This is a genomic window from Paenibacillus sp. FSL E2-0190, from assembly GCF_037992965.1.
Taxonomy (GTDB): domain Bacteria; phylum Bacillota; class Bacilli; order Paenibacillales; family Paenibacillaceae; genus Paenibacillus_AQ; species Paenibacillus_AQ odorifer.
The window spans coordinates 3,510,129-3,526,145 of sequence record NZ_CP150306.1 but is presented as its reverse complement, the minus strand read 5'-3'; the positions used below and the strand labels follow the sequence as shown (position 1 = coordinate 3,526,145).

General features: G+C 46.0%; 9 protein-coding genes. 2 read left to right on the top strand and 7 right to left on the bottom strand.

What is annotated here, in order from left to right; translation table 11 throughout:
- Nucleotides 1-4: 4 nt before the first annotated feature.
- Together NST25_RS15340 and NST25_RS15335 are read left to right on the top strand one after the other, a co-directional pair.
- A complete protein-coding gene (locus NST25_RS15340) occupies nt 5-1,756 on the top strand; it encodes an ABC transporter ATP-binding protein (protein ID WP_076130605.1) in 1,752 nt (583 codons plus the stop codon).
- Nucleotides 1,756-3,516, top strand: coding sequence for an ABC transporter ATP-binding protein (locus NST25_RS15335; RefSeq protein ID WP_036677200.1), 1,761 nt, complete (start codon nt 1,756-1,758; stop codon nt 3,514-3,516). Before NST25_RS15340 ends, NST25_RS15335 begins: the two co-directional genes overlap by 1 nt.
- Nucleotides 3,517-3,618: 102 nt before the next feature.
- Here NST25_RS15335 and NST25_RS15330 read toward each other — a convergent pair whose 3' ends face one another.
- From NST25_RS15330 to NST25_RS15300, 7 genes are all read right to left on the bottom strand, one after another.
- Complete coding sequence (locus tag NST25_RS15330) at nt 3,619-5,181, bottom strand: ABC transporter substrate-binding protein (protein ID WP_076130604.1); 1,563 nt, start codon at nt 5,179-5,181, stop codon at nt 3,619-3,621.
- Between the two features lie 90 nt (nt 5,182-5,271).
- Nucleotides 5,272-6,207 (bottom strand): carbohydrate ABC transporter permease, encoded by a 936-nt coding sequence (locus NST25_RS15325; protein ID WP_081383287.1) that lies wholly within the window; start codon nt 6,205-6,207, stop codon nt 5,272-5,274.
- Nucleotides 6,208-6,220: 13 nt separating this feature from the next.
- Nucleotides 6,221-7,180 carry an ABC transporter permease subunit gene (locus NST25_RS15320; RefSeq protein ID WP_340394418.1) on the bottom strand — a complete coding sequence of 320 codons (960 nt, stop codon included), beginning with the start codon at nt 7,178-7,180 and terminating at the stop codon, nt 6,221-6,223.
- Between the two features lie 121 nt (nt 7,181-7,301).
- Nucleotides 7,302-10,652 (bottom strand): glycoside hydrolase family 9 protein, encoded by a 3,351-nt coding sequence (locus tag NST25_RS15315; RefSeq protein WP_340391713.1) that lies wholly within the window; start codon nt 10,650-10,652, stop codon nt 7,302-7,304.
- Between the two features lie 227 nt (nt 10,653-10,879).
- On the bottom strand, nt 10,880-12,622 hold the full coding sequence (locus tag NST25_RS15310; RefSeq protein ID WP_076130602.1) for an extracellular solute-binding protein: 1,743 nt from the start codon (nt 12,620-12,622) through the stop codon (nt 10,880-10,882).
- A complete protein-coding gene (locus NST25_RS15305) occupies nt 12,619-14,214 on the bottom strand; it encodes a response regulator (RefSeq protein ID WP_076306559.1) in 1,596 nt (531 codons plus the stop codon). Before NST25_RS15305 ends, NST25_RS15310 begins: the two co-directional genes overlap by 4 nt.
- Entirely contained in the window at nt 14,211-15,953 is a 1,743-nt protein-coding gene (locus tag NST25_RS15300; RefSeq protein WP_340391709.1) for a histidine kinase, read from the bottom strand. The genes NST25_RS15305 and NST25_RS15300 overlap by 4 nt, the downstream gene beginning before the upstream one ends.
- Nucleotides 15,954-16,017: the final 64 nt, after the last annotated feature.

Here is a 16,017-nt window from a genome sequence, read left to right as displayed (position 1 = left end):
ATGTATGGTAACTATACTTAAGTACTTAAAACCGAAGGAATGGGCCCTAATCGGTATCAGCATCCTGTTCATTGTCACACAGGTATGGCTGGATCTGGAATTGCCCGGTTATATGAGCGAGATTACTCGTCTTGTACAGATACCAGGAAGTGAAATGAGCGAAATCATTGCAGCCGGAGGCTGGATGTTGCTCTGTGCCCTCGGCAGCTTAGCTACATCAATCATAGTGGCAGGGATCGCCGCTAAAATTGCCGCTAACTTCTCTTCAAGATTACGCTCCAAATTGTTTGATAAGGTACAGTCTTTCTCTATGGAAGAAATCAACAACTTCTCTACAGCTAGTTTAATTACCCGTTCAACAAATGACATTACACAAGTGCAAATGCTGATTGTCATCGGTCTGCAACTCCTGGTGAAGGCTCCCATCCTTGCCGTTTGGGCAATGCTCAAAATTACAGGCAAGAGTTGGCAGTGGTCGCTTGCTACCGGTGTCGCCATTGGGGTATTGATTCTTATTGTCGGCATAGTGATCGTGCTAGTGCTTCCGAAATTCCAAAAATTGCAGCAACTGACTGATAATCTTAATCGTGTTGCAAGAGAGAATCTTACCGGCCTTCGTGTCATTCGTGCGTATAATGCGGAAAGTTACCAGGAAGATAAATTTAGCGTAGCCAACAGCGAGCTTACCCGAACGAATTTATTCGCCAATAATGTACTGTCCATGATGATGCCAAGTATTTCTCTGATTATGAGCGGTTTAAGTCTCGCAATATATTGGATTGGTGCTATTTTGATTCAAAATGCCAATGGTACGGCGAAGATGGGCTTATTTTCAGATATGATTGTCTTCTCATCCTATGCAATGCAGGTGGTTATGGCATTTATGATGCTGATCATGATTTTTATCCTGATGCCTCGTGCCCATGTATCCGCTAAAAGAATCAATGAAGTGCTGGATACTAAGCCAAGCTTAGAGAACGGATCACTTACTTCCTCCAAGGCAAATCGGTTGGGTGAGGTCGAATTCAAAAATGTCAGCTTTAAATATCCGGATGCAGAAGAATACGTTATTGAAGATATCAGCTTTACGGTGAAAAAAGGAGAAACTGTAGCCTTTATCGGTTCAACCGGATGCGGAAAAAGTACCGTCGTGAACCTGATTCCTCGCTTTTATGATGCTACAGCAGGTGAAGTGTTGGTGGATGGAATTAATGTTAACCAATATGAGCAAACTGCACTGCGCAATAAAATGGGATATGTATCTCAGAAAGCGATTTTGTTTGGCGGCACGGTGAGCTCTAATGTTGCTTTTGGCGATAATGGCAGTGATCTGTCCTCGGATGTTGTTGATGCCATTTACACCTCTCAAGCTTCAGATTTTGTTGAAAAGATGGAAGGAAGCTACGAGGCTCATGTCTCTCAAGGCGGTACGAACTTGTCTGGCGGTCAAAAACAACGTCTTTCCATTGCCCGAGCCATTGCCCGTCGTCCTGAAATATTAATCTTCGACGATTCCTTCTCAGCGCTCGATTATAAGACGGATCGCAAATTGCGAAGTGAATTGAAGAAAAAATCCAGCGGTACAACGATACTAATCGTTGCCCAACGGATCGGTACAATCAAAGATGCAGACAAAATCATTGTACTGGAAGCCGGACGAATGGCAGGCATGGGAACACATGATGAATTGATGCAGACCTGTGATGTCTACCAAGAGATTGCTTACTCACAACTTTCAAAGGAGGAGCTAGCTTAATGAACAAAAGCAAAGAGCAACTCAACACGTGGAGCAAACTTCTCCACTATTGCAGAAAATATATCCCTGTAGTTCTTATAGCTATTATTAGTGCAGCAATCGGTACGGTTCTGACTCTGCTTGGACCGGATAAGCTTTCGGAGATGACAGACTTGATCACTGCGGGCCTCGTCACCGGTATTGATATGGAAGCAGTAACTTCTATCGGCCTTTTCCTTGTATTTATCTATATCCTTAGCGCTGTGTTATCTTTGGTACAAGGATTAATTATGTCCGCAGTTACGCAAAAGGTCTCCAAAAACTTAAGAGCCGATCTCTCACGCAAAATGAACAAACTTCCGATCTCTTATTATAATAATTCTACAACCGGTGACATCCTGTCCCGGGTTACCAACGATGTGGATACGATCGGGCAAGCTTTAAACCAAAGCGTCGGCACACTGGTAACTGCCCTTGCCCTCTTTACGGGATCCATCATCATGATGTTCAAAACAAATGTGATCATGACTATTACGGCGGTTGTTGCAACTATCATTGGCTTTGGCCTCATAGCGGCAATTATGAAAAAATCCCAAAAGTATTTTCAAAGTCAGCAAGAATACTTAGGGAAAATCAATGGCCATGTGGAGGAAGTATATACAGGACATACTGTAGTGAAAGCCTACAATGGTGAATCACAAATGCGCAATACATTTGAATCCCTGAATATGAATCTTAAAGATAGTGCATTTAAAGCGCAGTTCCTCTCCGGTCTTATGATGCCGATTATGATGTTTATAGGCAATCTAGGTTTTGTGGCCGTTTGTGTAGTTGGTGCTGTACTTGCTATGAACGGAACGATATCCTTTGGGGTCATTGTAGCCTTTATACTGTATGTCCGTTACTTTACACAACCGCTCTCTCAGATTGCTCAAGCCGCACAAAGTCTGCAATCGGCTTCCGCGGCAAGCAAACGTGTCTTTGAGTTCCTCGATGCTGACGAAATGGACAATGAAAGTCATAAAGAAAGACATCTTAAAACTGCTGTGGGCAAAGTTGATTTTGAACATGTGCAATTTGCTTATGAAAATTCAGATAAACTTGTGATTAAAGATTTTTCTGCAGAGATTAAGCCTGGGCAAAAAATTGCTATAGTCGGTCCTACCGGCGCAGGTAAAACTACACTGATAAATCTTCTAATACGGTTTAATGAATTAAAGGGCGGAGAAATATATATTGATGATACCCCCATCAGCAGCTTAACAAGAGAAAACATCCATGATCTATTCTGTATGGTCTTGCAGGACACCTGGCTTTTTGAGGGCACTATCAGGGAAAATCTAGTGTACAACAAAACAGGTGTAACCGATAAAGAAGTTGAAGATGCTTGTAAGTCGGTAGGCTTGCATCATTTCATTCAGACCTTAAGTGCCGGTTACAATACCATACTAAATGACAAAGTTAATTTATCCACCGGCCAAAAGCAACAGCTTACGATCGCCCGCGCGATGCTCAAAAATGCCCCAATGCTCATCCTCGATGAAGCTACAAGCTCAGTCGATACAAGAACAGAGCTCTTGATTCAGCAGGCAATGGATAAGCTCATGGAGGGAAGAACCTCTTTTGTTATTGCGCATAGACTCTCAACCATTAAGAACGCCGATGTGATTCTGGTTCTGAAGGAAGGCGATATCCTGGAAAGCGGCAGCCACGAAGAACTACTTGCCAAAAATGGTTTTTATGCGGAGCTTTATAATAGCCAATTCGACCAAGCCTCTTAAAGCCTAGTTGACACTGTGAATTATATAGCGAAAGTCAAAAAGACCTACTCATTGTTCTTATCCAGAACAATGAGTAGGTCCTTTATTTGCTATGAACACATATCATCTACTGGCAAGGAATTCATCAAGCTGTTTTTGCTTTTCAGCAATGACTTTATCTAGGCCGGCCGATTTTTGGGCGGCGATAAATTTCGGCAATTCTTTATCCAGATCAACCGATCCGGTCTCAAGCATCTTTTGATATTCTCTTAGAACGTTTGCTAGTGCTCCGACTTCGGATTTGACTGGCTCGCTGTCAAAGGTGAAGCCCAGTGCCGGCGATGATTTAGCGCCTTCGTTGAACTTTTTGAACTGCTCCCACTTGTCTGGAGCTTCCGAACTCCAGACATAGTTCAGGAATTGATTTCCCAGCTCCCAAGCGACGCCCGGTGCGTACTGTCCTGACTTCTCCGTCTGCGTCATAACATTACCATTAAGTGTAAAGTGTGTACCTTCAATACCGAAGTTAAGCAGATTAATAATCTCTTGATCTGTATGAAGCAGGTTAATCAGCATCATGGCGCGTTCCGGGTTCTTAGACGTTGATGAGATGGCTAACATGGCGCCGGTAGTCTCCGATGTGGCGACCGTTTTACCTGTTAAAGTAATTTGTGCAAGCTTGCCATCAAGTCCTGTCGCGGATGCGATTTCTTCTGCTTTGCCTGGCTTAAGAGGCTCTACCGTGGAAAATACATTGCCCGTCTTATAAGCATCAAGGGATGACGTTTGGGAAGTGGCCGCATCTTTGTTAAGATACCCCTTCTGGAAGAAATCACGGGTTACTTTTAATGCATTTAAGTATTGTGGATACTCTTCGGCCGGTTTGACTGTCGCTTCCGTGCCATTCTTATCGATAGCGCCAGGTATCGTCGTATCACCTAAAAAATCCAATTCCACAAAGGAGTGAGAGGCGAACGTGCCACCCGTTGTATACAGCGGATACATGGTTGGCTTCTTCTCTTTAACGATCTTATAAACGGCATCTAAATCTTCGATCTTTTGCACTTTACTCATGTCAATGCCGAGTTCATCAGCGATATCCTTCCGGTACACAATGCCCCCTGACGATGCCAATTCTTTATTCGTAGGGACTGCATAATTTTTGCCGCCGATTTTGGAGCCATCGAGAAAAGCTGGATCTAAGCTATCCTTAATGCCCTGGCCATACTGATCGAGCAAGGGACCGAGATCTAAGTAAGCACCTTTGGCAACGTTCTTTGCATACCCGTTCCATGAGGCTGTAAATAGAATGTCTACGGGCTCTCGAGAAGCGATGATGAGGTTAGTCTTATCATCCCATGCTCCCCAATCGATTGGTGCGATATCTACCGTCGCGTTGATTTTTTCGGTCAAGATCTTGTTCAGCGCTTCCTCGACGATAGCCTCGTCCGCCTGTGGAGCTCCTTCGTAGACCAGCTTTATTTTATAAGGCTCCAGCTTCGAGGGCTCATTGGATGTGTTATCGGTGGTTGAGTTCGCTGATGAGCTCGGTGCGGCGCTTTCTTTTCCGGCATTATCTGGTGTAGCGTTGTTCGAGTTGTTTGAATTGCCGCAAGCCGTAGTGGCTAATGCTGAAATAAGCATCAGTGTGAGAAGCAGTGAAGCCTTGCTTTTCGTATCCTTCATTTTCAAGTAATCCCCCCATAAAATAAAATGATATGCTAAACCATATACTGGTTTTAGCCGTTTCCGTGCCCACGTAAGTGATCGGCAATCTTAGCCTTTAACGGAGCCTACTGTCAGGCCTCTGATAAAGTATTTCTGGAAGAACGGGTAAGCAAATACGATAGGTCCAACACCTACAACCACCATCGCCATACGCACGGTTTCACTTGGGAAGTTGATCATTCCGCCAGCTCGGGTAATTTCAGCCATCGCGTTCGGGTTACTGGATAAGTACTGGATGTTGACCATCATCTTGTAAAGAAAGTACTGCACGGATATATTGTGGTTGTCTGTAATAAACATTAGGCTTAGGAACCAGTCGTTCCAGTATGTCAGTGTTTGGAACAGTGCAACGGTTGCCAGAACCGGCAGAGATAATGGCAATACAATTCGGATAAATATCCGTAGCTCCCCTGCCCCATCTATTTTTGCTGACTCCAGCACAGCTTCAGGTACGGTCTCCTTAAAGAAAGTGCGCATGATCAGTACCCAGAATGCGGACATGATCAGCGGCATGATCAGTGCCCAAAGTGTATCTTTTAATTCCAGCATCTGTACGTATACCAAGTACCAAGGGACTAAGCCGCCGGAAATCAGCATCGTTAGAAAAACAAAAAATGTAAAATACTTTGCCTGCGGAAAATTATTCCGTGAAATGGGGTACGCATACAGAGCTATTATGATGACACTTAGTATCGTACCTATCACCGTGACGGTTAGTGAGATTCCATAGGAATGAACGATTTGACTGATATCTTTCATTAGGAATCGATAGGCTGCCAGATTGAAATTTTCGGGCATAAATCGATATCCGTGTGTCATAACGGACTGCTCATCGGAGAACGATACCGAAAGAATCAGCAAAAGCGGTAGGATACAGAGCGCCGAATAGATGACAAAGAAGATGTTGATGAGGGTTGACGCCCATCCCGACAGCTGATTCTTTGGATTGGACCCAGATAAGGATTTACTCATTGTATTGGTCATAAGGGCTCCTCTCTTAGAACAGCGCGTTCTCGCGGTTAAAGCGGCGAACGACCCAATTAGATACAAAAACCAAGATGAAACCAACGACTGATTGGAACAGGCCTGCTGCTGAGGAAAGTCCGATATCCCCAACGGTCAGGAAGGTGCGGTAGACATAGGTATCGATAACGTTTGTCACAGGGAACAATGCCCCCGATTCACGTGGCACTTGGAAGAATAGGCCAAAGTCGGCATTGAAGATCCGGCCAACCTGCAGCAAAGTCATAATCGTGAGGACAGGCATGATCAAGGGAATCGTGATTTTCTTGATCTGTTGCCACTTGTTTGCCCCATCAATTGTCGCGGCTTCGTAGTACTCCTCGTCGATACCAATGATTGCTGCCATATACACAACCGTGTAGTACCCCATGTTCTTCCACGTGTTAATGATCGGCAAAACGATCGGCCACACTTCTTTCGTGAAGTACCAGCGTACGGAATCAAGACCAAGCGCCGGCAGCAACGTGCCGTTGAAGTATCCTCGCTCGTCGCTCATGAACCCATACACTAAGTACGAGATGACGATCATCGACAGGAAGTATGGCAGGAACATGATCGTTTGGTGTAGCTTCGAGAGGAAGCGGTTCTTCATCTCATTAAGCATCAAGGCGAACCCTAGAGGAAGCGCCATGTTCAATACAATAAACAGCGAATTATAAAGCAATGTGTTGCGAATGATGATGTACGAATCCTTCGAGGCAAACAGATATTCGAAATTCTTCATCCCTGTCCATGGGCTTCCCAGGATTCCGTCCTGGTAATTGATTGTTTTAAAGGCAATAACGATCCCGAACAAAGGGATGTAGTTATTTATTACAAGCAGAATGATTCCCGGCAGCATCATTGCGTAGAACATCCAGTAAGTACGAATATTCTTCACGATGGAAAAATTACGTACAGTACGTATTGGTTTCCTATTTGTAGGAAGCGGCATAGCTTTCAATAGAGTTGTTGCACTCCTTTCACTGTCTTACACACTCCCCACACCGTTGTTTAGGCGGTAATGGGGAGTTCAGGTTTTCACTATTGAGCCGTAACGTCAATTGTGACGTTACTTATTGAGGTTCTGTTCCCCACTGAAGAGCGCCTGCGATATAGCCAGTTGTATGGCTCCAATCGGTGTAAGTCGAATCGGTCGGATCGAAGGAGTAATCTCCCGTCTGCGTGTAGTTCGTCCAATCGGTCTTGTTCACGCGGATCTGAAGCTCAATGCTGGCTCCAGCTGCCAAACTTCCGGCTCCGCTCGTAAAGCCGATTTCCAGATAATGATCAGCTCCTGTCAAAGGAGCCGGCAACTTGACGAAGTCGCCAGTTACGTTGCTACTGCCGACAGTGGACCAATCGCACCAGAAATTCTGGTCCTTCTCCCCATCGATCGTGTAATAATAATGAAGCTTCACGTCGGACAGATTGATGGCAGTGGTACCGGTGTTCTTCAGCTTTATCCGAGGGCTCAACGAATTGCTCGTTGCCGTAACAGGAGAATTGTACTGCTGCACTTTGATAGAACCACTTTCGGCAGTGGGGGTATCGACCACGGAGACCTCAAGATTCGCACTTACTCCTGCGCTAAAGTTGAACGTCAGCGTTGTTGTTCCCACCGGTTGGGCAGCCAGATATGCCTTCTGAATCGTCACTGTCGTGCCTGATACGGTGTAGTCCGTACCAGCAACTAGGGCAGTCGTGCCATTATTAATGCCGATGAGTGTGTTATCGTTCAGCGTCAAGGTCACCGGAATGTCGGTCTGATTCGCGGGTTGCTTGTCAAAGGCAGCGGTCGTCGGACTGATCGTCGAGTTAATAACCGACGAATCGTTCACAGCAACGGATAGCGTAGCAGATGAACCGGCGTTAAACAGGAAAGTAAGGTTCGCCTTGCCGATTGGCTGCTGAGCGAGATAGCTCTTGTGTAGAGTGACCGTGTTGCCCGAAACGGTATAGTCCGTGTCCACAACAAGAGATGTCGTACCGTTCTTAATGTCGGTGAGCGTGTTGCCGTTCAACGTTAGAGTCACCGGAATATCAGCTTGATTTGCTGTTTTCTTATCAAAGGCAGCAGTCGTTGGACTAATGGTTGAATTGCTGCTATTTCCGGTTGCGAATGCGGCAATGAATACCAACCCTGAATTCCAATAAACGGTATGTTCATTTGTAGTCCATTCTTGGAAGTTATCGGTATAGTTTTTGGCTGCAAATCTTGATATCTGGTTTCCTACGGTTATGTCGTTGGAGTATTTATTCGGTCCTCCGACAAGATATCCCTTAGGTACACCAGTTAATCCATCTGTTCTATACATGATGCTGAACGGATATTTCACGCTGTTATCGCCGTAACCTGATACAAAAGATACGCCTACCGGGTTCTGGCCAAGAATCCAGTCTAACTGACTATTGTTAATCTCATTAATGATAGCGCGGTTGCTCTCAAAAGTTCCCAGTAACTTCGTACCGATGATCATTTCCATCGGTGTGTCCGCAACCTGCATGGTGATTCCCCAATAGTAGTTACCATCTTTTATGATGCTTTTCCAAGGGCTATCGTTATATCTGCTCACTTTGTCATTGAACCATTGCTGGAATTTATCCGAATACCAGCTTAAGACTCCGGAGTCCGGATTAGCAGATTTCAGATAACTGAAGAAGCCTGTATTCCAGGTGTTTGCCCAACCACTGGCGAAATCAAGGGTATCCTCAAAAAATATTCCCATATCGGTGTAATTCGCCAGGAAATAATCATTGTATTCGGCATCGCCGGTCGATCGGTACAGGGAGCCTGCAGCCCACAGACGATTCGAAGCGTCATCCGTCACATCGTAAGGCCATCTGCCCGTGTTAGGCGTCCGAATATTTTCCGGATGTGCTTCCAGGTACCCCCATGCGTCTATTGCCGCATCCAAGCAACTTTGGGCAAAAGCCGGATCAATATTCTGATAAATTAAGTAGGCATGTGCCAATACACCGGCTGCGGTAGCTGTATCGGCGGTCGTTTTGATATCAGTCCGCGAGCTTACCGTATCCTTATCGATAATTTCTCTGTCTACCATATTGTCGTCATCCTGAAAGGTCACTCGCGCATAGAAACCGCCAGTTGCAGCATCCTGCATTTTGAGCATCCATTCCAGTTCCCACCTTGCCTCATCCAGGATGTCGGGAATGCCGTTTCCGCTCTCAGGAATATTAAATTGATTGTCTGTAAATTTCTCCGGCATCATTTCATAGGCCCAGAAGAGATCCGACAAGGCTTTGGCTCCTGCGTTAACGTACTTGCCTTTATCGCCCGCATCGTACCATCCCTTGGAAACATCTTTTTTGATGGAAGGGTTGGACATTAAAGGTACTGCTGTGTCAGGAGTAAAATCTGTTCTTTGATAATTTTGAGTGTATGGGCTGGTAATATTAATCCCGGTTCTCTGGTAATAGAAGTATCTCGTTACGTCATTTAAAAAGGGTTCATAGATTTCGTTAGCTTCGCCGATAGTGAACTTGGGCGAATTCTGGAGACCCTGCACTGAAACATAATATTTTCCCGGAATCGTTAAATTTGTGAAATCGGCGGTAAAAATACGCTCCCCGCTATCGATAGCATCATAATTTTTGGTGAGTACAAGCGTTCCGGAGTAAGCTGTCGAATTATTTGTGGCGTTAATAATGTTAAACGGAGTACCTGCATCGACCGTGAGCACATCCTCAAAACCAGTTACAAGCGCTTGCTTTACTCCATCTACGGGATATCCTAATTGATTAACCTTGATGGGGGCGTACTCTTTCTCCTTATCGGGAGACGTAACCCTAATGTCATTAAGCCACACTTTTAAAGGTTGAAAACCATTATTCTTGATGGATAATGCATCTATGGAAGATACATCAATTCCTTGGGAGACCTGAATTAGATCCTTTAACGGGATCTTCACATGGGTCCAACTTGTAGTAATGTTGACGTAATTGTTAATGTTTACTGTAGTGGTAATTTCATTGCCGGCAGCTCTTTCGAATACCCGGTCTTTGAAGCCCAGTAAAAAGGACTCTCCGCCCGCATTTCCTTTGATATTAAACTCAAGGAATCCATTTGGATGGTAAGAGGTAAAGTCATATGCTTTCCAGCCGGCAACCGTAATTAAAGCGTTGTACCAGGAAGGACTGGTAGGCGTCTTCGCATTCAACAATAATGAAGGCAATCCATTGTACATTGCTGTAGAATCAATGGGAAGCTTGCTGTTCTCCGTCTCCAATCCAAACCCGCTATCTCCTGCCCAGCCGTCGGATATATTACTGAATATTTGGTAATCTAGTAAGTCTCTCCACCCTGCAGGCGCTTCGGGGGTTGCCGCATTAGTCTTGATCGGATTTGAAAAAAAGATAGTCACAAACATAGTTAATGCCAGAAACACGCTTACTTTTTTCCTCATTACCTCTCCTCCTAAAAAGTTTTGTGAGCATAAACTGCTTCGCTCCGCTTCATACAAAAATCAGTTCGAAAGTTTACACTTAGTTAGTGAGAGTTACTCTATGATTAACTTCGTATACCATCACCTCTTTTTTTGAAAACGCTTTCTAATAAAATCATTTTAATTCACGAAGTTAATCCTGTTATATAGAAGAAATAAAGGAACATAGAAGAAAACAAGCCACAATATTATGGCTTGTTTTCCATGTACCAATTATTTACTTCTCTCGTGATTACGTCGCCGCCATTCTTGTAAAATTGGGCTACGAACTCATCAAAGTAGGAGATCGGCTTCTCGCCATAAATGATGCTCAGATAACTCTCCGTTGCGAGTTTCTGCAGGAACACTCCGTGTTTCTCCATCCCGTCCGTTAAAGGTCCGTGGTATCGGTTTGGGATTTCGAGTCCCTGCTCGGCAATCGCCACCCCAGCCGCCGTAAGTTGAGCTGAATTTAAACCTTTAATAGCTTGTTCGATCGGCGTCGTCACTATGGCTTCCGAATTTTCAGATAATTTTCTGATTGCATCCGCATTCATATAAGGCAAGGCTGGAGCACCACCTGTCAGCGGATAGAGCATCCAGCGCATATCCATTGAAGACCCGTCCGCAAGCGGCCACTTATCATTTGGCACGCCTTCAGTGGCGAAATTGACAGTAATGACTTTGTCGTTCATGATCACATAATCGTAACCTTCGTGAAACCCTTGTGCGAATCGGGGATCGAAGTACGGGTCATCCGGGCCGAAATTTTTGGCAAGCAACTTGTTATAATAAGCGAACCAGGCTTCCATATTCGTGAAATCCTTGCTGAACACCGTGTAGATACCGTACAACGGCTTTTGTGCCTTGCCCTTTAACCCATCTGGTCCGGCAGGAAGGGGGTAAGCCTGCCAAGCCGCTTCCGGGTCGACCTTCACTGTATCGCCGAGCGGCCAGGCTCCCATCCAAAACGGGCCGAACATGACACCAGCCATTCCGTTAACCGCCAGTTCGGACGCTTGGCTCGGGTCCTGCATGCCTGCATCCCTGTCCATGTAGCCCTTCGCCATCCAGGACGCCATCGTTTCCAGGTATTTCTTAGCATCCGGGTGTACGGCGCCAAAGATCAAGCTGCCCTTCTCGTCTTCATTCCAGAACAGTTTGATGTCAGACGTGCTAATCATCTGCCTTGAAAAAGCTCCGGCAATCGCATCTGTCTGCCCCATCCAGCTCCAGGGACCTTCCTTCAGCGGAACCGCTAGACCAACTTCGTCATCTTCGCCATTCCCATTAGGATCTTGTTCAGAAAATGCCTTCAGCACGTTCTCCAACTCACTTATCGTCGTAGGCGGGTTCAGCGACAGTTTCTCAAGCCAATCCTTACGGATCCACATGACCGTTCCCTCATCTCCTGCACTAAAACGGGGAAGTCCATATATCTTGCCGTCTTTGGTCACTTCTGCCATGGTATAAGCGTACTTCTCCAGCGCTTCTTTTAGCTTAGGATGAGCATACTTCTCGATGGCATCATCCAGCGGAAGCAACTTGTCGGCTTTGAGCAGATACTTCAGGATGTCTCCTTCAGCGCTAAGGGTGTCCGGCAGCTTGCCATTCACAGCCAGCGCGAGCCGAATTTTGGTATCTGCATCTTCGAACTTGCTGACAATCCAATCAAACTTCGTGACGATTCCCAGATTATCTTCCATCCAGCGGGTATGCACGTTGTCTGTAAGGCTTTCATCTGGCTTGAATGCGTTAGGCCGATTCTCGTCTACGATTCCTGTTGTGATCGTTATAGGCGGATCGTATTTAAAGTCCCATACCGGCTTCTTTTCCCCATTGGATGTACTGTTCTGTGCCGTTTTCCCTGTGCTACTTAAACAGCCGGAAACTAGCAGCACTCCGCTCAGAACTGCCCATAGAAAGATGGCCTTTCTTTTTTGCTTCTTCACCGGCCCAATCCCTCCATTCCCGATCGGTATCTGTCCCTGAATTCCTGCGGCGTCACCTGATAATAGTCACGGAATTTCCGAATAAACCAGTTAGTATTGGGATAGCCAATGCTTTCACCAATATGGTAGATTTTATTATTTGTATGCTTGAGCATCTCGCAGGCTTTGAGCATACGCTGCTCGTAAATATATTGGGATACGGTAGTGCCTGTACACTGCTTAAAGATTTTTGACAGATGGTTAGGATGTACGAAGACGCGTTTGGCCAGCAAAGTAAGTGACAAGTCCTTGTCCAGCTCCTTCTGGATGTAGAGTTGCGTCTTCCGGACGATCACCTGGCTGTGGTCCTCGGTCTCCTCCCCTAGCTTATCGCGAAGTGTGCGTAGTAAGTCGAGCGCCCAGCTTTCCAGCTGCGATGCGTGCAGCATTGCTTTTCCTTTTACGAAAGCCGATTGCTCAGGAGTGAGCATTTGGGCCAGCGTCCTGCCACTGCGATTCGCGATATACTGGAAGGCATTGGAGAGAAAGAAAAAGACGTCGCGCATGAGGTAAGGTGAACCCGTATGCATAAGCGGTGACACGAACGCTCGGATCTTAACTTCCGCCGCTTCCCATTGCTCCGTTTCCAAAAGATGTGTCAGCAGAGGCGTTTCATAGAGCTTGCGCATAAGACGCGCTTCCTCTTCATTCCGCTCTGGCACCTGCCCATCCGAAAAACTGTCACTATCCAATCGTGATTTAGCTGTCATATAACTAGCTTGCAGTTCTTCCGGGAATAGACAGTCGGTTTCTCCTACAGAAATTTCACCTTTAAGCAAACGCTGTACTTCTTTCTTTAATCGCTCTATCCGCTCAAGCACCCATTCCGGTTCGGGTGGTGCTCCTGATAGGTCGTATACCAGAGCGAGCAGGTTTCCTTCATCATCCGCAGCCGACCAGCAGTCATAGCGGTCCATCAGCAATTCTTCCAGCATGTTTGTTACCGCGAACCGGATCAGTGACTGCGAATAGAGATCTTGTCCGTCGAAAGGGGAACCCAACCGAACAAGGCACATCGAGACATGACCTGGTATTGGAAGAGGGAGGTCAAACAGCTTTAACTTCTCCGCAAGCGCCTTGCCATTCAGATTTCCGCTGAGCACTTTGAGCAACAACCCTGCTTTCAGTTCTGCACTATTGTCTCGGTAGATACGGAAGCCCTGTTCGATTGATCGCTCCTGCTCAAGCTGCTTAATGATCCGGCCCATTGCCGTAAGTAGCTGCTCGTCCTTCGCGGGCTTCATCAGGTAATCGAGCGCTTGCAGCTCAATCGCTTTTCGGGCGTAATCGAAGTCCGCATAACCTGTGAGCAGCAGGCACTTCAGCCCTGGAATACGAAGCCTGGCCTGTTCGATCAGTTCCAAGCCGTTCATGCGTGGCATACGGATATCCGTCATAAGGATGTCAATGGGGAAGGAGTCTATCAGAGCAAGTGCCTCGCTCGCGCTGTAAGCCTTCCAAACGCGGGAGATACCAAGTGTCTCCCATGGAATCGTATCTGCCAGACTGTCCGCATAATGTTTCTCGTCATCAACTACAAGCAGGCTATTCAATGCTCTTCCTCCTTCGTTTCTTCTTTCATCCCCTGTCTCCAATTCAGCCTCACGTTTAGACCACCCAGTCTGGACGGGCAAAACTCAATTTGAGCGTCTGAACCGAAGTTGCCTTGCAGTCTTTGATATACGTTCCAAAGACCGCAGCCTGCATATTCGCTGGCCGGAATATGAAGCTCCATTTGCAGTTGGTCCATCCGTTCTTTATTTAATCCTTTTCCGTTATCCTCCACTTCCAAGTGCAATTGGTCTTCATTGACGTAAACTCTAATTTCAACCCGGCCTGGATATTCGACGTTCTCAAGTCCATGCACGATCGCATTCTCCACGATTGGTTGGATAAGAAGCCGGGGAATTCGCAGCTCCGCCAACTCTTCAGGCAGTTCGATGCTGTAGGACAGTGTCTCATTGCGAAGCCGTAGAATCTCGAGGTGAATACGCACGAACGCCAGTTCTTCACCCAGGCTGACTCCTTGATTATCCATTCGCGTCGTATACCGGTAATAGTCGGCCAGATGATACGCCATGTCTATAACTGCCCGATTCTTTCCCATTTTGGTCATATTAATGATGAAACCCAAACAATTGTACAGAAAATGAGGATGGATCTGTGCTTGTAGCTGTTTTAGCGTGGCATCGCGCGCAAGGATACGCGATTGTAGGACATTCTCGATGAGATCTTGGATCTGCGTCGCCATCTCGTTAAAGTTCTGCATCAGGAACGTGAATTCATTGTTTGATTTCTTCGGTAGCCGGTACGCGTAATCGCCTTCCTTAATCCGCTGCACCGCACGCACAAGTTGGAAGATAGGTCGATGTACGTTCCAGTACAAAGCAGACGCGGCGGTAATACAGGATAGGAGCAAAATAATCGAAGAAGCTCCAAATAATAACCTCTGTTGCTTGATAGGTCCGATAATCTGGTTAAGTGGAACAGAATCGACGAGATGCCACTCAAGAATATTGGAATAATAATAGGTAATCAGATAAGGCCTGTCGTCGAAGGAATGAATTAAAAAACTTGAATCCCGGCTATTGATCCTGTCGCCTAATTCCGCGATAATTTGGTCCATCTTGGACCCATCTGCGGATCGGCTGGCGATGATGGCATGTCCTTCTTTGTAAAAAAACGGGTTGTCAGAGTGCCCAGATTTGTAGGTATCAAGCAAATTTTCAAAGCTCCACTTGTAGAGGTTAATGCGAACGGCAACATCCAGATCGTCCGGACGGGCTGGTTTGTAACCCGTAGTGACATAAGTTCGAGTAAAACCGGAGCCAATCTCCAAATCTTCGCTGTAGCTCCACCCTAGCGAAAATCGGCTATCAAACTCTTTAAGGTCATATTCATAGGAGGGGGAAGAAGAAATACTATCGTCTCGTTGCGGGAAATAGACGGTCACGTCATTGCGCCAGTTGCCCGATGCGCTGGCCAGCGACAGCTTCTCTTGGATCAGCAGCCTTGTCTTCATTAGGGAATAATCGCTCATGTTGAGGTTGTAAAGGTATTCCAGCACGTTCGTGTCAACTAGCATAGGTGCGGAGACTAAGTCGAATTTCTCAATGCTGGCATCCAGTTGTGCCACGAAAAGCTCCATCCGGTTCAGGCTGGCTTTGATAAGCTCCTCCTGTATGACGTTGATGCTCTTAGAGGTAGAATAATAGTACAGCGCCACGACCGGAGTTAGCAGAATCAGCAACAACACTAACATTTTCTGAAAAATATTAAATTTGATCCGCATGGGATTTCCATCCTTGTTTTGTAATTACACCTCAACCTGTATTTTACAATGGATAGAAAGCGTT

Coding starts and splice junctions, on each gene's coding strand:
- NST25_RS15340 (WP_076130605.1), top strand. CDS start 5: ATGGTAACTATACTTAAGTACTTAAAACCGAAGGAATGGGCCCTAATC.
- NST25_RS15335 (WP_036677200.1), top strand. CDS start 1,756: ATGAACAAAAGCAAAGAGCAACTCAACACGTGGAGCAAACTTCTCCAC.
- NST25_RS15330 (WP_076130604.1), bottom strand. CDS start 5,181: ATGAAGGATACGAAAAGCAAGGCTTCACTGCTTCTCACACTGATGCTT.
- NST25_RS15325 (WP_081383287.1), bottom strand. CDS start 6,207: ATGACCAATACAATGAGTAAATCCTTATCTGGGTCCAATCCAAAGAAT.
- NST25_RS15320 (WP_340394418.1), bottom strand. CDS start 7,180: ATGCCGCTTCCTACAAATAGGAAACCAATACGTACTGTACGTAATTTT.
- NST25_RS15315 (WP_340391713.1), bottom strand. CDS start 10,652: ATGAGGAAAAAAGTAAGCGTGTTTCTGGCATTAACTATGTTTGTGACT.
- NST25_RS15300 (WP_340391709.1), bottom strand. CDS start 15,953: ATGCGGATCAAATTTAATATTTTTCAGAAAATGTTAGTGTTGTTGCTG.